Annotated in this window: 21 protein-coding genes; 14 read left to right on the top strand and 7 right to left on the bottom strand. The window is 61.8% G+C overall.

Translation table 11 applies throughout. The features are described from left to right. The first annotated feature begins 20 nt into the window (after positions 1-20). The 14 genes from Q0949_RS05175 (at position 21) to Q0949_RS05110 (ending at position 15,056) form a co-directional block, all read left to right on the top strand. Positions 21-1,451 (top strand): type II and III secretion system protein family protein, encoded by a 1,431-nt coding sequence (locus Q0949_RS05175; RefSeq protein WP_299369256.1) that lies wholly within the window; start codon positions 21-23, stop codon positions 1,449-1,451. Between the two features lie 10 nt (positions 1,452-1,461). Beyond that, positions 1,462-2,127 carry an OmpA family protein gene (locus Q0949_RS05170; RefSeq protein ID WP_299369254.1) on the top strand — a complete coding sequence of 222 codons (666 nt, stop codon included), beginning with the start codon at positions 1,462-1,464 and terminating at the stop codon, positions 2,125-2,127. 238 nt (positions 2,128-2,365) lie between these two features. After that, a complete protein-coding gene (locus Q0949_RS05165) occupies positions 2,366-3,604 on the top strand; it encodes an AAA family ATPase (RefSeq protein WP_299369252.1) in 1,239 nt (412 codons plus the stop codon). Between the two features lie 23 nt (positions 3,605-3,627). Next, positions 3,628-5,058 carry a CpaF family protein gene (locus Q0949_RS05160; protein ID WP_299369250.1) on the top strand — a complete coding sequence of 477 codons (1,431 nt, stop codon included), beginning with the start codon at positions 3,628-3,630 and terminating at the stop codon, positions 5,056-5,058. 48 nt (positions 5,059-5,106) lie between these two features. Beyond that, a complete protein-coding gene (locus Q0949_RS05155) occupies positions 5,107-6,072 on the top strand; it encodes a type II secretion system F family protein (RefSeq protein ID WP_299369248.1) in 966 nt (321 codons plus the stop codon). 10 nt (positions 6,073-6,082) lie between these two features. Continuing rightward, positions 6,083-7,060, top strand: coding sequence for a type II secretion system F family protein (locus Q0949_RS05150; RefSeq protein WP_299369246.1), 978 nt, complete (start codon positions 6,083-6,085; stop codon positions 7,058-7,060). Between the two features lie 104 nt (positions 7,061-7,164). After that, on the top strand, positions 7,165-7,734 hold the full coding sequence (locus tag Q0949_RS05145) for a tetratricopeptide repeat protein (protein WP_299369244.1): 570 nt from the start codon (positions 7,165-7,167) through the stop codon (positions 7,732-7,734). Positions 7,735-7,840: 106 nt separating this feature from the next. Continuing rightward, entirely contained in the window at positions 7,841-8,698 is an 858-nt protein-coding gene (locus Q0949_RS05140; protein WP_299369242.1) for a tetratricopeptide repeat protein, read from the top strand. Positions 8,699-8,702: 4 nt separating this feature from the next. Beyond that, positions 8,703-9,200, top strand: coding sequence for a prepilin peptidase (locus Q0949_RS05135; RefSeq protein WP_299369241.1), 498 nt, complete (start codon positions 8,703-8,705; stop codon positions 9,198-9,200). Between the two features lie 77 nt (positions 9,201-9,277). Continuing rightward, on the top strand, positions 9,278-10,585 hold the full coding sequence (locus Q0949_RS05130) for an ATPase (RefSeq protein ID WP_299369239.1): 1,308 nt from the start codon (positions 9,278-9,280) through the stop codon (positions 10,583-10,585). Then, positions 10,582-11,370, top strand: coding sequence for an NAD(P)-binding domain-containing protein (locus tag Q0949_RS05125; RefSeq protein ID WP_299369237.1), 789 nt, complete (start codon positions 10,582-10,584; stop codon positions 11,368-11,370). The genes Q0949_RS05130 and Q0949_RS05125 overlap by 4 nt, the downstream gene beginning before the upstream one ends. A gap of 74 nt (positions 11,371-11,444) precedes the next feature. Then, positions 11,445-13,883 (top strand): ligase-associated DNA damage response DEXH box helicase, encoded by a 2,439-nt coding sequence (locus Q0949_RS05120; protein WP_299369236.1) that lies wholly within the window; start codon positions 11,445-11,447, stop codon positions 13,881-13,883. 97 nt (positions 13,884-13,980) lie between these two features. Then, positions 13,981-14,652 carry a ligase-associated DNA damage response endonuclease PdeM gene (gene pdeM / locus Q0949_RS05115; protein WP_299369234.1) on the top strand — a complete coding sequence of 224 codons (672 nt, stop codon included), beginning with the start codon at positions 13,981-13,983 and terminating at the stop codon, positions 14,650-14,652. Continuing rightward, entirely contained in the window at positions 14,649-15,056 is a 408-nt protein-coding gene (locus tag Q0949_RS05110; protein ID WP_299369232.1) for a PaaI family thioesterase, read from the top strand. The genes pdeM and Q0949_RS05110 overlap by 4 nt, the downstream gene beginning before the upstream one ends. On the opposite strand, the gene folD is transcribed toward Q0949_RS05110, so the two are convergent. The 7 genes from folD to ftsH all read right to left on the bottom strand — a co-directional run bounded on the left by folD (position 15,053) and on the right by ftsH (position 22,590). Continuing rightward, positions 15,053-15,952, bottom strand: a complete 900-nt coding sequence (gene folD, locus Q0949_RS05105) for a bifunctional methylenetetrahydrofolate dehydrogenase/methenyltetrahydrofolate cyclohydrolase FolD (RefSeq protein ID WP_299369230.1) — start codon at positions 15,950-15,952, stop codon at positions 15,053-15,055. The genes Q0949_RS05110 and folD overlap by 4 nt on opposite strands. 17 nt (positions 15,953-15,969) lie before the next feature. Further along, positions 15,970-16,446: a hypothetical protein gene (locus Q0949_RS05100; protein WP_299369228.1), complete on the bottom strand. Its 477-nt coding sequence runs from the start codon at positions 16,444-16,446 to the stop codon at positions 15,970-15,972. A 150-nt stretch (positions 16,447-16,596) separates the two neighbouring features. Beyond that, on the bottom strand, positions 16,597-18,273 hold the full coding sequence (locus Q0949_RS05095; RefSeq protein ID WP_299369226.1) for a formate--tetrahydrofolate ligase: 1,677 nt from the start codon (positions 18,271-18,273) through the stop codon (positions 16,597-16,599). 139 nt (positions 18,274-18,412) lie between these two features. Beyond that, entirely contained in the window at positions 18,413-19,126 is a 714-nt protein-coding gene (locus Q0949_RS05090; RefSeq protein WP_299369224.1) for a cyclic nucleotide-binding domain-containing protein, read from the bottom strand. A gap of 125 nt (positions 19,127-19,251) precedes the next feature. Beyond that, complete coding sequence (locus tag Q0949_RS05085; protein WP_299369222.1) at positions 19,252-19,851, bottom strand: sulfurase; 600 nt, start codon at positions 19,849-19,851, stop codon at positions 19,252-19,254. Between the two features lie 94 nt (positions 19,852-19,945). Then, entirely contained in the window at positions 19,946-20,551 is a 606-nt protein-coding gene (locus Q0949_RS05080) for a ferric reductase-like transmembrane domain-containing protein (protein WP_299369220.1), read from the bottom strand. A 119-nt stretch (positions 20,552-20,670) separates the two neighbouring features. Continuing rightward, positions 20,671-22,590: an ATP-dependent zinc metalloprotease FtsH gene (gene ftsH, locus Q0949_RS05075; protein WP_299369218.1), complete on the bottom strand. Its 1,920-nt coding sequence runs from the start codon at positions 22,588-22,590 to the stop codon at positions 20,671-20,673. Positions 22,591-22,668: the final 78 nt, after the last annotated feature.

The raw sequence follows: 22,668 nt of genomic DNA, 5'->3' as shown, positions 1-22,668 counted from the left end.
TGATCAAAAAGGCAGGTCACATGAACATTGATGGTATTTTCAAAGCAGCCCTGCTTGGGTTGTCTCTTGCCGTAAGCCCGCTCGCGTTGACCTCTGCCGAGGCAAACAACCTGCGCGTGGTGAGAAAGGCAACCGAATCGACGCTCAGCGTTCCGATGAACCGCGCGGTCGTTGTCGAAAGCGATACGCCCTTTGCGGAACTCAGCATCGCAAACCCGGCCATTGCAGACATCTCGTCGCTGAGTGACCGGACGATCTATGTTCTGGGCAAGTCGCCGGGGTTGACAACACTGACCCTGCTGGATGCGAACGGACGTTTGATTACGAACGTCAACGTACGCGTTGCAGCGGACATTTCCGAATTCAAGGAACGTCTGCGCCAGATCCTGCCCGGCGAAAAGATCGAAGTCCGCACCGCCAATGACGGCATTGTGCTGTCGGGGGTTGTCTCTTCTGCGGCACGGTTGCAACGCGCCCTGGATCTGGCCGAACGCTACGCCGAAGGGCGGGTGTCCAACCTGATGAGCGTCGGCGGCGTGCAGCAGGTCATGCTCAAGGTGCGGTTTGCCGAAATGAACCGCACGGTGTCCAAGTCCCTCAGCTCTTCGCTGTCCTTGAATGGCTCGATCTTCTCGGGAGATGTGGGCGTGAACGGCGGTACCGGCACCACGAACGCATCCGGCAGCGTCGCAAACAGCCTGAGCGGCAACGTCCCGGCGACCAATGAGAACACCGGCGCCATCCTTTTTGGCTTCAGCGCGGGCAACACGCAAGTGGGCCTTCTGTTGGAAGCCCTTGAAACCAAAGGCGTTGTTCGCACCTTGGCCGAACCCAACCTCGTTGCCCTGTCCGGGCAAGAGGCCAAGTTCCTCGCAGGCGGTGAATATCCCGTCCCGGTCAGCCAGGACAACGGCGTCATCACCATCGAATTCAAGCCATTCGGGATCGAACTCAACTTTATCCCCCGCGTGGTGGACAAGGACCTGATCAACCTCGAACTCGAAGCGGCCGTGTCGGCGATCGATCCGACCAACGGGTTTGCCGTGAATGGTTTTGAGATCGACGCCTTCTCGCGGCGCGAGACCTCGACCACCGTGGAAATGCGCGACGGCGAGAGCTTTGCGATTGCGGGCCTGCTTGAAGACAACTTTGACGACAATTCCAGCCAGTTGCCTTGGTTGGGTGACGTGCCTGTACTGGGCGCCCTGTTCCGTTCCGCGTCTTACCAACGGAATCAGACCGAACTGGTGATCATCATCACCGCACATCTGGTGTCGCCGGTGCGCGGCGACGTGCTGGCGCTGCCCACCGACCGTATCAAGCCACCGACCGAAAAGGATTTGTTCCTGTACGGTCGAACAGCCGCCGGAACGCGCGCGCCCAGAACCGGGGCTGCGGGCGAGGTTGCCAAACAGGACTTCTCCGGCTCATATGGTTACGTGTTGGATTAAGGACAGGGTCATGAAACCGATCATCTCAGTCGCATTGGCAAGCAGCATCGCGCTTGGCGCGTGCGCGCCGTCCAGCGACCCGGTCTACACCCAATTCTACCGCGAGGCTGGATCGCTGGTAGACACCGGCCAATTCGGCAACGCGACGGCCAACAACACGCTGATCCTGACGGGCGAGCGGCAATATACCTTTGATCTTGCGAACCGCTTTGCATCCGAGGTGATCACGACGGTCAATTTCGCATTCAATTCGTCGACGCTGGACGCCGGGGCGCGCGACGCCCTGAACCAGCAGGCGCAGTGGATCCGTCAGTTCCCCGAAATCCGTTTCCGGGTCTATGGTCACACCGATGCGGTGGGGTCCAACACCTACAACAAGCGTCTGGGCCTCGCACGCGCGCAGGCGGTTGTGCACTATCTGACGACACGTGGCATCAGCCGGTCGCGGCTCGAAGCCGTCGCGTCCTTTGGCGAAACCCAACCCTTGATCGTTACCCAAGGCCGCGAGCGGCGCAACCGGCGCACGGTCACAGAGGTGAGCGGTTTCGTGAAATCGCACCCCACCGTTCTCGACGGCAAATATGCCCAGATCATCTATCGCGACTATGTGGCATCGGCACGGGCCGAAACGCAATTGTCCGGCATCACCGGCGCCGATCTGCGGACAGAACAGTAAAAACCGAATAAAATCTGAAGGATAGGGCGTGCAGACAATTGTGTCTGCGCGCCCTATACCGTTCACAGATACCCAACAATTGGAGTTTTTTGGCCCAAATCTCGCCTGAATTCGCTGCGACAACGGACGGTGAGGATACGTACGCCCGGACGTCTATGACCGGGTTTGGGGATCACAGTCGCACAGATGGCCAATGCCACGCCTGACTGGATGCCCTTGAATAAAGGACGAGTGGGTAATGAGCAGCGTAATGCCACAACCAGAAACCGCACCCATCCTGGCGTGCACAGTCAGCCGGGATGTACAGAACTTCGATCTGTTGATCGAGGATATGGAACAGGCCCTTGGCGAGGCTTGGGGTGATCTGGGTTTTGCCGAAGCGCTCGCGTTCTTCAGCCAGCCAGAGGCCGCAGCGATGGAATTCGTCGCACTTGCGCTCGATGACGAGGACGAAGACAACCTTGTTCTGATGGGTGAAATCATCACCCAAGCGAAGTCGCGCGAGATCAAGGTGATCCTGATCGCCGAGGACGTGACCCCGGCCGCCCTGCACCAGCTTTTGCGCCAGGGGGCCGACGAATTTGTGCCCTACCCGCTGCCCGAAGGCGAATTGCAACAGGCGATCGACCGTCTGCGCGCGGCATCCCATCCGCAACCCGCAGCGCCCGAGCAAACCGCACAGCTCAAATCCGGGTCCGACAAGCAGGGCGCGGTTTTCGTCAGCCACGGCATTGCCGGTGGCACCGGTGCCACGACGCTGGCTGTGAACCTGGCGTGGGAACTGGCGCTCTTGAGTGAAACGGAGACACCAAGCGTTTGCCTGCTGGATCTGGATCTGCAATTTGGCTCGGCCTCGACCTACCTGGACCTGCCGCGCCGTGAGGCTGTGTTCGAGATGCTGTCCGATACCGAAAGCATGGATGACGACAGTTTCGGCCAATCCCTGCTGACCTTTGAGGACAAGCTGCAGGTGTTGACCGCGCCGTCGGACATGATCCCGTTGGATCTGGTCACGCCCGAGGATATCGGCCGCGTGATCGACATGGCGCGGGCGCATTTCGACTATGTGGTCATCGACATGCCATCGACGCTGGTGCAGTGGACCGAAACCGTTCTGAACGCATCGCATATCTACTTCACCACGCTCGAGCTGGACATGCGGTCGGCGCAGAACACCGTGCGGTTCAAACGCGCGCTGCAATCCGAAGAATTGCCCATCGACAAGCTCCGCTATGTGCTGAACCGCGCGCCAAAGTTCACCGATCTGGGGGGCAAGGCGCGCGTCAAACGGCTGGCAGAAAGCCTTGATATCGCGATTGAAATTCAGCTTCCCGACGGAGGCAAGCCGATCACGCAAGGGGCCGATCATGGCCTGCCGCTGGCCACGTCGGCCGCCAAGAACCCGCTGCGCCGCGAAATCGCGAAGCTTGCAGCCTCCATTCACGAACTCAATGCGGATCAGGCCAAAGCGGCCTGATCTGACAACCCGGGGGACCCTCGATGTTTTCGAAGTACAAAAAAGCAGCACCAGCGCCACAAGCCACTCCGAAGGCGGCCAAGGTCACGGAACTGCCCAAGGCGGACGCCGCGCCCAAGATTGCGCGCAAAGCCAACCCTTCGGCCGCGTCCGTCGCCCCGCTGGACAAGGAACGCAAGAAAAAGGAGCGCATGGGCGAGATCAAGCTCGAGCTGCACCGCGCCCTTCTGGACAACCTGAACCTGTCCGCGTTGGAAACGGCCTCGGAAAAGGACCTGCGCCAGGAAATCAGCGCGATTGCCAGCGAGGTGCTCGAAGAAAAGAACATCATCCTCAACCGTGAGGACCGGCTGACCCTGAACCAGGAACTGTTCGATGAGGTCACCGGTCTTGGCCCGCTGGAAACCCTTCTCAAGGACGAGTCGGTCAACGATATTCTGGTGAACGGCCCGCAACAGATCTTTGTGGAACGGGCGGGCAAGCTGCAGCTGACCGACATTACCTTCAAGGACGAACGCCACCTTCTGCGGATCATCGACAAGATCGTGAGCGCCGTGGGCCGGCGCGTCGACGAATCGAACCCCTACGTGGACGCCCGTTTGCAGGACGGGTCGCGTTTCAACGCCATGGTGCCGCCGATTGCGGTGGACGGGTCGCTCGTTTCGATCCGGAAATTCAAAAAGGACAAACTGGGCATCGATGACCTGGTGCAGTTCGGCGCCTTTACCGAAGAAATGGCCGCATATCTGCAGGCCGCTGTGGCCACACGCCTCAACGTGATCGTGTCGGGCGGTACAGGCTCGGGTAAAACGACCACGCTCAACGCTCTGTCGTCCTTTATCGACAACGCCGAACGCATCCTGACCATCGAGGACACCGCGGAACTCCAGCTGCAACAGACCCATGTGGGCCGGATGGAAAGCCGCCCGCCCAACGTCGAGGGCAAGGGCGAAGTCTCCCCCCGCGACTGTCTGAAAAACGCCCTGCGGATGCGCCCTGACCGGATCATCGTGGGCGAGACCCGCGGCGAGGAGGTGATCGACATGCTTCAGGCCATGAACACCGGCCACGACGGATCCATGACCACGATCCACGCCAACTCGGCGCGCGACGGGGTCAGCCGTCTGGAAAACATGATTGCGATGGCCGGCATCGAGATGCCGCTCAAAGCCGTCCGCAGCCAGATTTCCTCGGCTGTGAACCTGATCGTACAGGCCAGCCGCCTGCAAGACGGCTCGCGCCGCATGACATCGATCACCGAAATCACCGGCATGGAAGGCGACGTGATCTCCATGCAGGAAATCTTTCGGTTCCAGCGGGTTGGCCTGACCCCCGAGAACAAGATCATCGGCCACTTCACCGCGACGGGCGTGCGGTCGCACTACTCCGAACGCTTCCGGATGTGGGGCTATGACCTGCCCGCGTCCATCTATGAACCCATCGCGGCCGAGTAAGGACACCAAGAAATGTCCGACCACATTCGTTATCCAAGGACCTGAACCATGAGCGCAGAACCAATCATTTACGGCCTGATCTTCGTGGGCGTCCTCGTTCTCGTCGAAGGTCTCTACCTCGTGGCCTTCGGCAAATCGATCAGCCTCAACAGTCGCGTCAACCGCCGCCTCGAGATGCTGAACAAATCCGGCGGCCGCCGCGAAGAGGTGCTGGACCAGCTCCGCAAGGAGATGCAGCAGCACATGGGCGCGCGGTCGATCCCGCTTTATTCCCTGCTCGCGGACCGGGCACAAAAGGCCGCCATCGCCTTTACCCCGCAACAGTTGATCTTGGTCATGGCAGGCCTCAGCGTCGTAGCCTTCGTCGGCCTCAGCGTGGGCACCGAAACGGATACGCCCGTGCGGATCCTGTTGTCGGTGGGCATCGGCATCGGTGCGGTGTTCTTCTGGGTGTCGTCCAAGGCCAGCAAGCGCCTTTCCATGATCGAGGAACAGTTGCCCGACGCGGTGGAACTGATGGTGCGCAGCCTGCGCGTCGGTCACCCCTTTACGTCGACCATCCAGGTTGTGTCCAAGGAGGTCGCTGACCCCCTGGCTTCGGAATTTGGACTGATCGCGGACGAAAGCGCCTTTGGCCGCGATGTGGGCGAAAGCCTCAAGGACATGGCCGAACGTCTCGATATGCAGGATTTGCGCTTTCTCGCCGTTGCGGTGACGATCCAGCAGCAGTCGGGTGGTAACCTGGCCGAGATCCTCGCGGGTCTGGCCAAGGTGATCCGCGCGCGGTTCCGCCTGTTCCGCCGGGTCAAGGCGATTACGGCCGAGGCAAAGTGGTCGGGCAAGTTCCTGTCCGCCTTCCCTTTGGTGGCATTGGTCGTGATCAACGTCGGCGACCCGCATTACTATGACGAAGTGCGCGACCACGCGTATTTCATCCCTGCCTGTTTCGTCGTCGGTATCTTTCTGTGTGTGAACCTGTGGGTCATGCGCGTGCTGACCAACATCAAAGTGTAAGGAGGCTGACATGGACGCCCTGCTGCAACCCATAACAGACATCCTCGGCCCGCTTGGTCCCATCATTCTTGCGGGTGTTCTGGGGGTGATGATGGTGGTCATCGTGGTCATCATGATAATGCGCCAACCCGAAGACCCGCTGACCAAGCTCAAGCGCTCCACCCACGGGAACGTGTCGGGCGCACCGCAAAAAGAGCGTCTGCGCCAAGGCGCGCGCAACGAACAGCTCGAGCGGTTTTCGAAGTTTCTCGAACCGGAGGACGTGGCCGAACTCAGCAAACGGCAACTGATGCTGCGCCAGGCGGGCTACCAGTCCCGTGATGCGGTGCGGATGTTCCATGCGGCCCAGTTCATTCTGGGTGTGCTTGGCCTGATTGCCGGCGTAATCTACACCAACTTTGTTGTTGGCACCGACAACATGGATACGCAAAAGATCATCATGTGGACCCTCGGGCCGGGCGGTGCGGGCTACTACATTCCGCAATACTGGATCACCAAGCGGGTCGAAAAGCGCAAGGAAGAGATCACCCAGGGCTTCCCGGATGCGCTCGACATGCTGCTGGTCTGCGTCGAGGCCGGGCAGTCGCTGGATCAGGCGATCACCCGTGTGGCCAACGAGCTGACCGCGTCCTTTCCCGCGCTGGCCGACGAATTCATGGTCGTCAGCTATGAAATGAAGGCCGGCAAGGACAAGACTACCGTGCTGAACGACATGGGCGAACGCTGTGGTGTGCAGGATGTGGCGTCTTTCGTGACCGTGCTGGTGCAATCGGCAAGCTTTGGTACCTCCATCGCCGAAGCCCTGCGGGTCTATGCAGGCGAGATGCGCGACAAGCGCGTGATGCGTGCCGAAGAGGCCGCCAACAAGCTGCCGACCAAGATGACGCTGGCCACCATGATGCTGACCGTGCCACCCCTGCTGATCATCCTTGTGGGTCCGTCCGTGCACGGCATCACGCAATTGGGCAACATGAGCGGCGGCAACTAGGCGCGGCCCTAGCAGGACGGGCCCCGTTGATATAAGACAGGCGCATCGCACACCATTCCAGGTGCGCGTTGCGTTTCGTTCTGAATTGGTCGCAAAGACAGCAGATGATCACAGGCATGCGGGGCGGTATCGCCCTTTTCTTCGCAGTTTTCGTCGCGGCATGCGGGCCGCCGGGTATCGACACGTCACAGACCGGGCCCTTTGCTCCCGGTGTTGATCTGCGCGCCACCGGCGTCGACGGGGTCGAGGTCGGCCACCGGCTGATTGCGGCAGGAGAGTTTGAACTGGCCATCAAATCCTTCAACCGCGCCGCACTGGACCGGGGTGGGTTCGATGCCGAGATCCTGTCGGGCCTCGGCACGGCCAATCTGGGATTGGGTCGGCTGGGACAGGCCGAACGTCTCTTGCGCCGCGCCACCACCGAATACGATCCCTACCCCGAGGACCTCAACAACCTCGGCGTTGTGCTGATGGAACAGGGCGAAACCGGCGAGGCCGTCCAGACCTTGCGCCGGGCCTTTGCCCTTGATGACGGAGAAAGCACACTTATCCGCGATAATTTACGCTTGGCACTCGCAAAATCTGAAAATTCTGCTACCGTGGAACCCAATGAGAGCCAGTACAAGCTGGTCCGACGAGGCAGCAGTGATTTCTTGATACGGTCTGCCGGATAAAAGACACGCGATATGCGTGCAAATATTGAGGTGCGCCGCAAGGCGCGTTTGGATGCGACCGGGCAGCAAAAAGCACGGCGTGAACGAGCAGGAAAAGGACGCAAATATGCGCCACACCGTTTTTTTGGCCGTCTCCTTGGCGGGCGCCCTCGCCGTGTCGGCCTGTGGTGAACAAAAAGCCGCAGATGACACCGTCGAACGCGCCTTTCAGGACGTGAACGTCGTCGATGAAAGCGATCTGAACGACGTGATGCTGACTGTGGCCGATCCGAACGAGGCCGTCAGCTATTTCCAGCGCACTGCGGCCGAAAGCCCCGACCGCATCGACGTCCAGCGCGGGCTGGCCACCAGCCTCGTGCGCGCGAAACGCTATACCGAGGCCGCCCCGGCCTATGCCCGCGTGGTCAAGCTGGAAGGGTCCACCAATGATGACCGGGTCGATTATGCGGATGCGCTGTTGCGGTCTGGAGACTGGGCGCGCGCGGAACAGGAACTGGACAAGGTGCCCCCCACCTTCGAGACGTTCAAACGTTACCGGCTCGAGGCGCTGATCGCCGACAGCAACAAGGAATGGAAAAAGGCCGACAGTTTCTATGAAACCGCGGCGGGTCTGACCACCCGCCCCTCGGGCGTTCTGAACAACTGGGGTTATTCCAAGCTCACGCGCGGCGACTACCAAGAGGCCGAGCGCCTGTTTGGCGACGCCATCCGACAGGATCCGTCTCTTTTCACGGCCAAGAACAACCTGATCCTCGCCCGTGGGGCGCAGCGCAACTATCAACTGCCCGTCGTTCCCATGGACCAGACCGAGCGCGCGCAGCTGCTGCACACGCTGGGCCTGACGGCGGTGAAACAAGGCGACGTGCAGACCGGCAAGGCGCTGTTGCGCGAGGCGATTGAAACGCATCCCCAACATTTCGAAGCCGCGGTGCGTTCGCTGCGCGCACTCGAAAACGCCGGGTGATCTGATGGCGCTCTCTGCGCAGATTGCGCTGTGGTTTCTGCCGTTTCTGGTGCCACTCTGTCTCTACGTCGCCTACACTGATCTGGCGTCCATGCGGATCACGAACTGGACCGTGCTGGCCATGGTGACCGTGTTCGTCGTGCTGGGCCCGTTCCTGATGCCCCTGCCCGTCTTTGGCTGGCAAATGGCACAACTTGGCATCGTGCTGGTGGTCTGCATGATCCTGAACGCCGCCGGTGCAATGGGCGCAGGCGACGCCAAATTCCTCGCCGCGGCGGCTCCTTACGTGGCCTTGGGTGACGTACGCCTGCTGATGGCGCTTTTTGCCGCCGTACTGCTCGCCTCTTATGCCGCGCACCGCATCGCAAAACACAGCCCCCTGCGCCGCATGGCCCCGAACTGGGACAGCTGGAGCCAGGACGCCAAGAAATTCCCGATGGGCTTTGCCCTGGGGCCAACGCTGGCGATTTACCTCGTTTTGGCGACAGTGCACGGGTCTTGACCCGTTTGGGTCATATTTTGGACCCAATACCCTGCTACTTCTGAACTCAAGCACAAGCAGCAGCAGGCCGTTTTCCCATGAATATGCAAGTCGCAGACGTGATTGCGCCTCCCGCGCCCAAGCGGATCCAGGACATGAAATTGCCCGTGGTGATGATGCGGGACATCCTGCTCAAGACCATGTTCCGCAAGAATCTCGACATGGTGTCGGATCTCAGCGAGGCCATGTGCCTGCCTATCCCAGTGGTGCAGGAACTGATCGACATGTGCCGCGACCAGCGCCTGATGGAGGCGACGGGCACGCTGAATGCCAACAATGGAAATGAAATGGGCTATCAGCTGACCGATGGCGGCAAGGCGCGCGCGCTTGATGCGCTGGCGCAGTCGGAATATTTCGGCGCCATGCCCGTGCCGCTGGATGTTTACCGCGAGCAGGTCAAACGCCAGTCGATCCGCAACATCATGGTGACGCGCCAGCAATTGACCGGTGCCATGGGGCACCTCGTGCTGCCCGATGACCTGCTGGACCAGCTTGGCCCCGCCGTCTCGGCGGGCCGCTCCATCCTGATGTACGGCCCCCCCGGCAACGGCAAATCCTCGATCTCCAACGGCATCCGGGACGCGCTGGGGGATCAGGTCTATGTGCCGCGGGCCATCGAATATGCGGGTCAGGTTATCACCGTCTATGACCCGATCGTGCACATCCTTGCCCCCGATGCGGGCCAGGATCCGAATTCCCTGCGCCGCCGCACGCCCTATGACCTGCGCTATGTGAAATGCGAACGGCCCACGGTGATCACGGGGGGCGAGCTGTCGCTGGACATGCTGGACCTCGTCTACAACCCCACCGCGCGGACCTATCAGGCGCCGCTGCAACTGAAATCCACCGGCGGTATCTTTATCGTCGACGACCTTGGCCGTCAGGCCGAACCGCCGCAGGCGCTGGTCAACCGCTGGATCGTGCCGCTCGAGGAATCCAAAGACATCCTCGCCCTGCAATCAGGCGAGAAATTCGAAGTGCCCTTTGACACGCTGGTCGTCTTCTCGACCAACTTCCACCCCAACGAGATCTTTGACCAGGCCGCCCTGCGCCGGATCTTCTTCAAGATCAAGATCGACGGGCCGAACCAGGCGAACTTCCTCAAGATCTTTGCCATGGTCGCCAAGAAGAAGGGGATGGCCCTGAACGAAGAGGCGCTGATCCACCTGCTCAAGGTCAAATACCCGACTATCGACAACATCTACGCCAACTATCAGCCGAATTTCCTTGTCGATCAGATGGTTGCGATCTGCAATTTCGAGGGCATCCCCCTGCAAATGCGCCCCGACCTGATCGACCGCGCCTGGGCCAATATGTTCGTCAAGGACGAACTGATCGTCAAATGATCGGGCTTGCGGGATGCGGCCGCATGGGGCGTCCCATGCTTGATGCCTTGCGTGACGGCGGCACCAATGCCATCGGGTTCGATGTGGTGGACAAGGATGTGGATCACATCACGACCAACATTATGGCCTTTGCGCCCCGGCTGGAAACCCTGTTTTCCGTGGTCCGGGACGAGGCGGAAACCAACGCGCTGCTCTTTGACACCCAGAACCTGATGGGCACCGCGCCCAACCTGCGCCGCATCTTTATCTGCTCGACCCTGTCGCCGCGCTATGTGCAGGGCCTGCGCGAACGGGTGCCGGATCACATCACCCTCATTGACGCGCCGATGTCCGGCGCACAGGTGGCCGCGGAAAACCGCACCCTGTCCTTCATGATGGGCGGCGTGCAGGATGACATCGACGAGGCGCTGCCCCTGCTCGCCTGCATGGGCAAGTATTTCCACCACATGGGCCCCTTTGGCACCGGTATGCAGGCCAAGGTGCTCAACAATCTGCTCGCCGCCTCTCACACCGCGATGACGCGTTTGGTGCTGGACTGGGCCGGGGCCTCCGGGCTCGACACCGAACGGCTCTTGACGCTGATCGGCACATCCTCGGGACAGAACTGGCTCGCCTCCGGCTTCGACACGATCGAATTCGCGCGCGACGGTTACGCCCCCGACAATTCCATCGGCATTCTGGTCAAGGATGTCGCCGCGGCCCTCGACGCGGCCCCTGACGGCATGGACACCGCCCTGCCCAAACAAGTTCAGGCCACGATCCGCGCCCTCAAACCGCACCGCTAGGCACTGGCGCCGCGCGTGCCGAAAGATGCAGGCGCCCACTTCCCCCCGGCGCGCCAGCCGCTACATTGACGCGCATGACGCCGCTCCCCCCGATGTTTACCGACTGGTTCGCCGCCAAGGGCTGGACGATCCACCCGCACCAGCAACAGATGCTGGACCGTGCGGACGACCCGGCCCTCCTGCTGATCGCACCCACCGGAGGGGGCAAGACGCTGGCGGGGTTCCTGCCGACACTGGCCGAACTGGCCCAAGGCGATCACGAGGGCTTGCACACGCTCTACATCTCGCCCCTCAAGGCGCTCGCTGCCGACATCAAGCGCAACCTGCGCACGCCGGTCGAAGAGATGGGCCTCGACATCCGGATCGAGGACCGCACCGGCGACACCTCGGCCACGCAAAAGAAACGCCAACGCGCCGACCCGCCGCATATCCTGCTCACCACACCGGAAAGCCTCGCCCTGCTCACCAGTTACGAGGACGCGCCACGCATGTTCGCGGGCCTCAAACGGGTGATCATCGATGAAATCCACGCTCTGGCCGAAAGCAAACGGGGCGACCAGATGTTCCTCGCCCTCAGCCGGTTGCAGGGCCTGCGGCCCGGCCTCAAACGCGTGGGCCTGTCTGCCACGGTCGAGGATCCCGCCGCCATCGCGCACCTGCTGGCCCGGCACCCCGACCCCTGCGATATCCTGCACGCCGATCCCGGCCCCGCCCCCGACATCCAGATGCTGGTGACCGAAGAGGCCCCGCCATGGTCCGGCTCGGGCGGCAAATACGCGATCCCGGCGGTGCTGGAGCAGGTCAGGAAACACAAAACCACGCTCATCTTTCACAACACACGCGCTCAGGCCGAGCTCTATTTCCACAACATCTGGCTCGCCAATGACGAAGGGCTGCCCATCGGCATTCATCACGGATCGCTCGACCGCCAACAGCGCGAAAAGGTCGAACAAGCCATGGTTGACGGCCAACTCAAGGCCATCGTCTGCACCGGAACGCTCGATCTTGGCATCGACTGGGGCGACGTGGACCTGATCATTCAGGTCGGTGCGCCCAAGAACGTCAAACGGCTGGTGCAACGGATCGGCCGCGCCAACCACCGCTACAATGCGCCATCCAAGGCTTTGCTGGTCCCCGCCAACCGGTTCGAGGTGGTGGAATGCGTGGCCGCCCTCGATGCGGTCAAGGCGGGCGCGCTGGACGGCGACCCACGCGGCCCCGGCCCGCGCGACGTGCTCTGCCAGCACATTCTGATCGTCGCCTGCGCTGGCCCCTTCTGCGCCGATGCGCTTTATAACGAGGTGACCAGCACAGGTGCCTACAGCACCCTCACCCGCCCCGATTTCGACGCCTGCCTCGATTTCTGCGCCACAGGTGGCTACGCCTTGCGCGCCTATGACCAATGGAAACGCCTGCAACAACGTCCTGACGGCCACTGGCAACTCCGCGACCCGCGCAGCACGCAACGTATCCGCATGAACATCGGCACGATTCAGGACACCGACACACTCAAGGTGCGCTTCAAGGGCCGCGGCGGCAAACCTCTGGGCGAGATCGAAGAAGGTTTTGCCGCCACCCTCACCCCCGGTGACACGTTCCTGATCGGCGGCCAGATCGTGCGCTATGATTCATTGCGCGAAATGACCGTCCAGGTGACCCGCGACGCCGCCAAGAAACCCAAAATCGCCACCTTCCTCGGCACGAAATTCGCCACCTCAACGCAACTCAGCCACCGCATCATCGAGATGTTCCAGCAAGACACATGGCCCGCCCTGCCACCACACACCGCCGAATGGCTCAGTTTGCAACGCAAGGTCAGCCGCCTGCCCGAACCGGGCCGCCTGCTCATAGAAAGTTTCCCACACGACAACCGTATCCACACCGCCGTCTACGGATTTGCCGGGCGCAACGCGATGCAGACACTGGGCCTTCTCCTGACCAAGCGGATGGAGGAAACCGGTCTCAACCCGCTGGGTTTCCTCGCGACGGACTACGCCACCCTGATCTGGGGCCTCGACAAGATCACCGATCCCGCCCCCCTCTTCGACATCGACGCCCTGCGCGATGGCCTGGACACCTGGCTTGCGGGCAACGCCGTGATGAAACGCACCTTCCGCGCCTCGGCCACCATCGCGGGCCTCATTGAACGCAATCTGCCGTCGAACCGCAAAACCGGACGCCAGGCCACGTTCAGCTCCGACATCCTTTACGACACCCTCGCCAAATACGACCCCGATCACCTGATGTTGCAAATCACCCGCCAAGAGGCCATGCGCGGCCTCGTCGACTTTGGCCGGATCGAGGAAATGTGCGCCCGCATCGGCACCCGTATCGACCTCATCGAACACGACCGCATCACCCCTCTCGCGGCCCCCCTGATGCTCGAAGTGGGCCGCGTGCCCATCAAAGGACTGGCCGAGGAAAAGCTCCTCGCCGAAGAGGCCGAACGCCTGATGACCACAGCCGGACTGCCCCCCGAACCCAAACGCAAGGACTGGCGCGTCCCGTTCTAAAGCTCTTTCATCTTGCCAAAGAAACTCCGGGGTTTGGGGCAGAGCCCCAATCCACGGCAGCCTTGAAGCAAACACATCGTACATATATGAACAAAGTATGAACACGTGCGATCTCTCACTGGCCGGTGCAGCGCTTAAAGCGCTTGGCTCCGGCGCACTCTTTTGGCCCGACCAAAACCTGCTCTGCGTCTCCGACCTGCATCTGGGCAAGGCCGAACGCATCGCCCGCCGGTCCGGGCTGCAACTGCCCCCTTACGAGACACGCGACACCCTCACCCGCCTTGCCTCCGATCTGGAGACCACCGACGCACGCACAGTCGTCTGTCTTGGCGACAGCTTTGACGATCTCTCCGCCGCCCGCAGCCTGCCCGAAGACGAACGCCTCTGGATCACACGCCTGCAAGCCGGTCGCCGCTGGGTCTGGATCGAAGGCAACCACGATCCCGGCCCTCTCGAATTTGGTGGCACCCATCTGGCCGAACTGCCCATCGGGTCCGTCACCTTCCGCCACATCGCAAAACCGGGTGCCAGCGGCGAAGTTTCGGGCCACTACCACCCCAAAGCCACGTTGCCAACGCGTGGTCGCGCAATCACGCGCCCCGCCTTCCTGATCGACAGCGACCGGTTGGTGATGCCCGCCTATGGCACCTATACCGGCGGTTTGCGTAGCCATGACAGCACCCTGTCGCGCCTCATGCGCCCCGACGCCTCTGCCATCATGACCGGCGCGCGCCCCGTGCAGGTGCCCATGCCGCGCGGTGGACCATGACCAACCGGATCGCCGCCAGCTTTGCCCGGCAAAGCATGATGACAACTTTCGGGGCCACGCTGGACGCAGTCGAACCGGGGCTGGTTACGATCTCCGCCCCGATCCTGCCCGGTTGCCGCCAGCAACAGGGCTTTGCCCATGCCGCGCTGACCTTTGGTTTGGGCGACAGTGCCGCGGGCTACGCCGCGCTCACCACCCTGCCGGACGATCAGGAAGTCGTCACCGCAGAGATCAAGATCAACCTCACCGCCCCTGCCACAGGCGACCGCCTCATAGCAAAAGGCCGGGTCATCAAACCCGGCCGTCGCCTTATCGTGGTCACATCCGAGGTGTTCGCCGTCACGGATGGCCGCGAAACCCTCGTCGCAGTGCTGCAAGGCACCATGGTGCCGGTCAGAGCCTAGGCCGTGAGGCCTTCGGGCGCCTCCAGCCCATGCGCGCGGCAACAAGCGGTGATCGTGTTGGCCAGCAAGCAGGCAATGGTCATTGGCCCCACACCACCCGGCACAGGCGTCACGGCCTTGGCGACGGTCACGGCCTGCGCGAAATTCACATCGCCCAGCAGCTTGGTCTTGCCGGGTTTCTCAGGATGCGGAACGCGGGTGATGCCCACATCGATGACCGTGGCACCCGGCTTGATCCAGTCGGCCTCGACCATCTCGGCGCGACCAACAGCCGCCACCAGAATATCCGCACGGGCGCACACCTCGGCCAGATCCTTGGTGCGCGAATGCGCAATCGTCACGGTGCAGTTCTCGCGCAGCAACAGCTGCCCCATCGGCTTGCCAAAGAGGTTCGAGCGGCCAATCACCACCGCCTCCATCCCCGACATATTGCCCAACTGATCGCGCAGCAGCATCAAACACCCCAAGGGCGTGCACGACACCAGACCGGTCTCGCCACTGGCCAAAAGGCCCGCATTCACGACACTCAAACCATCCACATCTTTCGACGGATCGATCCGCGCCACCACGGCACGTTCGTCCAGATGATCCGGCACCGGGAACTGGCACAGGATGCCATGCACGGTCGGGTCCGCATTCAACTGATCAATCAGCGCAAACAGATCCGCCTCGGACACGTCTGCCGGCAACTTGTGCTCGAACGACGCCATGCCGACCTCGACGGTCTGCTTGTGCTTGGCCGCGACATAAACCTCGCTCGCGGGGTTCTCGCCCACCAGAATGACCGCCAGACCGGGCGTGATCCCGTGGTCCTCCTTCAGCCGTGTGACATGGGCTGCCACATCGCTGCGTACCTTGGCCGCAAAGGCCTTGCCATCAATGGTCGTCGCGGTCATCGCCGTTCCTTCTCAGTTCATCGCGTGAAAGTCACCTCATGCGCCCATGTCTCGCCGTCACTGATCACCAGCGTGTCGAATTCCATGAACTGCAAAAGGTCGAAAAACGTCGCCACGAACTGGAGGTTCTGCTGGCGGAAAAACTCGTTGTTGCGCATGTTCGACGTCATCTGCGCCAGCACCGCACGGGCCCGGAACAGGGTCGAAAACACGTCGTCATCAAGGGCAATGACCGTCAGGTGCCGCGCGTCATCCCCCTTGGCAAAGAACACGAAACGCGGGCTTTCGGGGGCGGCCAGCTGCGCCACGGTCAGGTTGGTCACGAACTCCACGCGAACACCTTTGCTGGATTGCGGCGCTTCGCGGATCACGCGGGTAAACGTTTCGGTCGATGTGATCTCGGGGTAATAATACCCTTCATACCGATCACTCGCCGCGGCGGGCGTTACGGTCACAGCCATCAGGCTGAGGATCAGGGCGAACAGTCTGGTCATGGTCTTTCCTCCTTCGGTCACTGCACAACAGGCTGGACGGTCAGAGGCCCCCGGGTCAATCGCATTACACCGCTCTACCCACATCGTGAGTGCACGGAAACATCACGCAGGCGTAGGGTGCGCGCTTGGCGCGCACCGCACGTCTCTGCTTCAGAACAGTCCTTCGATCTGGCCTGCGTCGTTCAGCATGATGTTTTCAGCAGACGGCACACGCGGCAGGCCCGGCATGGTCATGATCTCACCACAGACCGCGACGATGAATCCGGCACCAGCCGACAGGCGCACTTCGCGCACCGGCACCGAATGGCCCGTGGGCGCACCGCGCAGGTTCGGATCGGTCGAGAACGAGTACTGCGTTTTTGCCATACAGACCGGCAGATGGCCGTATCCCTGTTCTTCCCACAGCTTCAGCTGATCGCGGATCTTCTGATCCATCAAGGCCTCGTCCGCACGGTAAATGCGCTTGGCGATGGTCTGGATCTTTTCGGCCAGCGGCATCTCGTCGGGATAGATCGGCGCAAAGTTTGCGGTGTCCGCATCGGCCAGTTCGGCCACCTTGGTCGCAAGATCCGCGGATCCTTCGGACCCCAGCTCCCAGTGGCGCGACAGGATGGCTTCGGCACCTTGTGCGGCGACGAAATCCTTGACCGCCTGCACTTCGGCGTCAGTGTCCGTAACAAAGTGGTTGATCGCAACCACAACCGGCACGCCAAAGGATTTGAGGTTCTCGATGTGACGACCCAGGTTCGGGCACCCGGCCTTGACTGCATCCACGTTCTCTGCGCCCAGATCCGCCTTGGCCACGCCGCCGTTCATCTTCATCGCACGCACCGTGGCCACACAGACCACCACCGACGGGGCTAGCCCCGCCTTGCGGCACTTGATGTTCATGAACTTCTCAGCACCCAGATCGGCACCAAACCCGGCTTCGGTCACAACATAGTCGGCCAGTTTCAACGCTGTCGTCGTCGCGATGACCGAGTTACAGCCATGCGCGATGTTGGCAAACGGGCCGCCATGCACAAAGGCCGGGTTGTTTTCCAGCGTCTGCACCAGGTTCGGCTGCATCGCGTCCTTGAGCAGGACGGTCATCGCGCCATCGGCCTTGATGTCGCGCGCAAAGACCGGCGAACGGTCGCGGCGATAGGCCACGATCATGTCACCCAGACGCTTTTGCAGGTCCTTGAGATCCTTGGCCAGACACAGGATCGCCATGACCTCGGACGCCACGGTGATGTCGAAGCCCGCCTCGCGTGGGAAGCCATTGGCGACCCCGCCCAGGCTGGCCGTGATCTGGCGCAGCGCGCGGTCGTTCATGTCGACCACACGGCGCCACACCACGCGGCGCGTGTCGATCTCGAGGGCATTGCCCCAATAGATGTGGTTGTCGATCATGGCGGACAGCAGCGAGTGCGCCGATGTGATGGCGTGGAAGTCCCCGGTAAAGTGCAGGTTCATTTCTTCCATCGGCACGATCTGTGCATAACCGCCACCAGCAGCCCCGCCCTTCATGCCAAAGTTCGGGCCAAGCGATGCCTCGCGGATACAGACGCAGGCGTTCTTGCCGATGCGGTTCAGACCGTCGCCAAGACCCACGGTCGTCGTGGTCTTGCCCTCGCCCGCAGGCGTGGGGTTGATCGCGGTGACAAGGATCAGTTTGCCGTTTTCGCGGTCCTGCACGCCGTTGATGAACGACTGGCTGACCTTGGCCTTGTCGTGGCCGTAGGGCAGCAGATCATCGCTGGAAATCCCCAGCTTGGCGCCGATCTCCTGGATCGGTTTCTTGTTCGCCTCGCGTGCGATTTCGATGTCGGATTTATAGGCCATGGTGCTCCCCGCCGTGTGAATTGGGTCCGTCTGTCGTGGCCTGCATACAGGCGCATGCCTAGGGGGCATGCGTGCAATTCCGACATTTCAACGCGATGTTGCGCCGCGCAGACGTGCGCAAGTTTCATTTCGGAAACGGCTAGGGCGCTGCGGCAACAAGGTTTCGTGCTTTCAACTGCTCTTCGAGTCGCGCGTTTGTCGCCATCAGCTTGGCCCGCGTGTTGCCCGCAAATGCGAACTCCAGATGCGCGCCCAAATCCGGATTGCGCTTGACCAGACGCCGCAGCACGTCCGAGCGCAGCACAAAGATGCGTGATGGCCGGTTGGTGGACACGCTCGCGCTGGCGGGCGCGCTCTGCATACAGCCCATCTCTCCGATCAGGCCGCCCGCCCCCACATCCGCGATGAACTGACCGCCCAGATCGATATCGACACCACCTTGCGCGATATAGCTCAGCTGCTGCACCGGCTCGCCCTGCACGGTCAGCGGCGCACCGGGCTCCAGATCCTGCCACACGCCTGCCCGCATCAACGTGCGCGCGTCGATCCGGCGGATGGTCGGGAAATGCGCATCGATCAGCGCCTGTTCCTCATCCGTGAACCGCAACCCGCTGGTCAGGATCCACACCCGCACCATGCCCACCATCGACAGGGTGATCCAGCTGATCTGGATGATCGCCGAAAACAGGTTCCAGCCCGTGGCCAGCGACACCAGAACAAGCGACGCTGCCGTAAGGTTCATCAGTGCGTAGGTGTAACTGCTACCCTTGAGCAGGCCCAGTTGCAGCAACGCATAGCTTCCAAGATAAAACGCAACGCCAAAATACCCGGCGATTTGATATGGATCGATCAAGGCAAAAATCCGCAATAAAACTATTGCCGCGAACGTTGCCCGATGGGGGCGGATCAAATCAAGTCCGTGCAGGCCTCGGCCAAATGCTTCTCTGCGGTATCTGCCGCGCCTGTGGTCTGCGCGCCTCAGCCCGCGCGCGCCGCCTCCAGGTGGCTCCAGACCTGCTGATCCGGAACATGCAGCGTCAGCACGTCACCCACCGCCAGCCGTCCGCCATATTCGACCCAGCCCGTCACACCGCGCCGGTCCTTCGCGGCAGGCTTGTAGAGCTTGCCAAAGCCCTTGGCCTCGCGCTCGATCTCCTTGCCCGGAAAGATGCAGGGGCGGTTCTCCATGTCGATCGCGATCCCCGCTCCGCTGGGTGCCATCAGGCGCGAGGATGGCGGCACCTTGGTGAACTCGGGGATACCCTCGATCACCATCGACGCACCGACCCAAGCCGGATCAATCGCATCAAGACCCATGGCCTCCGCCGTTAGCGCCAATTCTTCCGCACTCAGGATCGACAATTGCCGCACGTTCCGGATCGGTGTGCCCTCGGGGTATTGCGTCGCGACCCGCACACAGGCCGGGCGCGTCGCCCCTCCGTGCGCTTCGCCCGGAAACCCGTCAAGCGTCGCCTCCACCGCGTCCACCGACACGGCGCGCAGGCTCTCCTGTCGGTCGGCCACACAGCCCAACCAGGTGATACGGGCCTGAAATAACGTGGGTTTGAGCGCGGGCATCGGTGGTCTCCTTCTGGTCTGCCCATGTGCTAGCAGCGCAATGCGCGCAACGCCAATGACGTTTCCTTACCCCCGCCCCACATTTCGTGATCTGTCAGGCAAAAAGCCGCCCGCGCAGCCGTCGCAGACCCCATTTGGCGATGATGGGCACCGCAAAGATCGCGCACCAGAACAGAACGCGGCCCGTGTACCAATCCAGCAGATACCAGTGCCACAGCGCCAACGCCCCCGCCGGATAGACCCACAGATGCAGCCGCTTCCACCCCCGTCCCATCGCCCGGACCGCACGCGCGTTGGACGTCGCAGCCAAAGCACCGAGGATGATCAGGCTGGCCCACCCAGTCTGATAGGCCAGCAGGCGCAGGTCGAACACCACCGCGCCCAACCCACCAACAGCACGCAGGTAATGAAACAGGTGCACCCCGGCATAGAGCGCCGACGCAATGCCCAGATGCCTGCGCCGCGGCAGCAACCAACGGCCCAGCGTCTGCCCACGCCCAATGCGATTGATCGCCAACAGAACGGGCGTCACCGCCAGCGCCGCGATCAGCAGGCGGATGCTCCAGACGCCGCTGTCATACATCAGCGCCGGGTAATAGGCGGCGGTATCGACCACGCCCCAGAACGCATAGCGCCCGGGCCACAGCAACAGGGCATAGAACAATGTCAGCGACCGCAGGGGAAAGGTAAGGAACTGCATGGTTCCTATCTGCCGCACCGACCCCGCTGCCACAACCCCGCTGGCACAGACGTGAACACCCCGGACGCAAAAGGCCCGCCATCATGGGCGGGCCTTTCAGAGTTGGTTATGGCGTCGGATCAGCCGGTGGGTTCAGGCTCCATCCCGCCATCGCCCGAGGGGCCGGATTTCTTCTTGGCCTTGGGGATCGCGGTCAGGCTGGGTTTCTTGTCCTCAACCTTGGACCCGCCATCCTCGTCATCGGGGCTTTGCGGCGGCTCGCCGTTCATCACCCGCGCGATCTCTTCGCCGGTCAGCGTTTCGTATTCCAACAGGCCCTGGGCCAGACGCTCGAACTGTTCCTCGTTCTCCTGAATGATCTTCAGCGCCCACTCATAGCCGTCCTGAATGAACCGCTGCACCTCTTGCTCCACCAACTCCTTGGTGTTGGCCGAGACCGAGAAACCACCGGTGTTGCCCTGATAGCCCTGCGCCGCTTCGGAATAGTCGATATTGCCGACCTTGTCCGACATGCCCCATTGCAGCACCATCGCACGGGCCAGCGCGCTGGCCTGCTGGATGTCGCCCGCCGGGCCGTTCGACACGGAATCGGGTCCGTATTTGTGGATCTCCGCCGCCTTGCCCGCCATGGTCATGGCCAGACGCTGGTGGCATTCATCCTTGAACATGTTCAGCCGGTCCATCTCGGGCAGGCTCATCACCATGCCCAATGCACCGCCACGCGGAATGATTGTCGCCTTGTAGACAGGGTCACATTTGGGCAGCAGATGCCCCACCAACGCGTGCCCTGCCTCGTGATAGGCGGTCATTTCCTTCTGCTCGGCCGTCATGACCATGCTGCGGCGCTCGGGCCCCATCATGACCTTGTCCTTGGCGCTCTCGAAATCCAGCATCGTCACAAACCGCCGCCCGATCCGTGCCGCCATCAACGCCGCTTCGTTCACAAGGTTGGCCAGATCGGCGCCAGAAAAACCGGGCGTGCCGCGCGCAATGATGCGCAGATCAACGTCCGGGCCCAGCGGTGTCTTGCGCGCATGCACGCCCAATATCTTCTCGCGGCCCTTAATGTCCGGGTTGCCCACGGTGACCTGACGGTCAAAACGACCGGGGCGCAACAGCGCGGGGTCAAGAACGTCCTTACGGTTGGTGGCGGCGATGATGATCACACCTTCGTTCGCCTCAAAACCGTCCATCTCAACCAGCAGCTGGTTCAACGTCTGTTCGCGCTCGTCGTTGCCGCCGCCATAGCCGGCACCCCGGTGGCGACCTACGGCGTCAATCTCGTCGATGAACACGATGCAGGGCGCGTTTTTCTTGGCCTGCTCGAACATGTCGCGCACACGGGATGCACCCACGCCCACGAACATCTCGACAAAGTCAGAGCCCGAGATGGTAAAGAACGGCACACCCGCTTCACCGGCCACGGCCCGCGCCAGCAGCGTCTTACCCGTACCCGGAGGGCCCACCAACAGCGCGCCCTTGGGGATCTTGCCGCCGAGGCGCGAGAATTTCTGCGGGTTGCGCAGGAATTCCACGATCTCGTCCAGCTCGTCCTTGGCTTCGTCGATGCCCGCCACGTCGTCGAACGTCACGCGCCCATGCTTTTCGGTCAGCATCTTGGCCTTGGACTTGCCAAAGCCCATGGCGCCGCCTTTGCCGCCGCCCTGCATGCGGTTCATGAAATAGACCCAAACACCGATCAGCAGCAGGAAGGGCAAGAGCGACACGATGAATGTCTGGAAGCCCGATTGCTGTTGTTGCTCCGCACGCACTGGGATGTCGTTGGCGATCAACAGGTCTGTGACCTCGGCATCCTCGGGCTTGATCGTGACGAAATCCTCGGTCCCGCGGCGGAACCGGACCTGTTCGCCGTCCAGCGTCACATTGCTGACCGATCCGTCTTCGACGGCGTCCACAAACTCGGAATAGCTGATCTCACGGCTTTGCAGCGTGTTGCCCGACCCGCCAAACAGGTTGAACAAGGCCAAGATCAGCAGGAACAGAACCACCCAAAAGGCAATATTACGTGCGTTTCCCAAGGAAAATCTCCTGATACGTGCCACCGACGGGCGGAGGCCCGAGGCGTTTACTCTAAGATAGAGATGCTTACCGTTTGT

Origin of the sequence: uncultured Tateyamaria sp., assembly GCF_947487805.1 — a bacterium.
Taxonomy (GTDB): Bacteria; Pseudomonadota; Alphaproteobacteria; order Rhodobacterales; family Rhodobacteraceae; genus Tateyamaria.
Note: the sequence above shows the minus strand (reverse complement) of the source record. Positions and strands in the feature narration are given on the sequence as shown.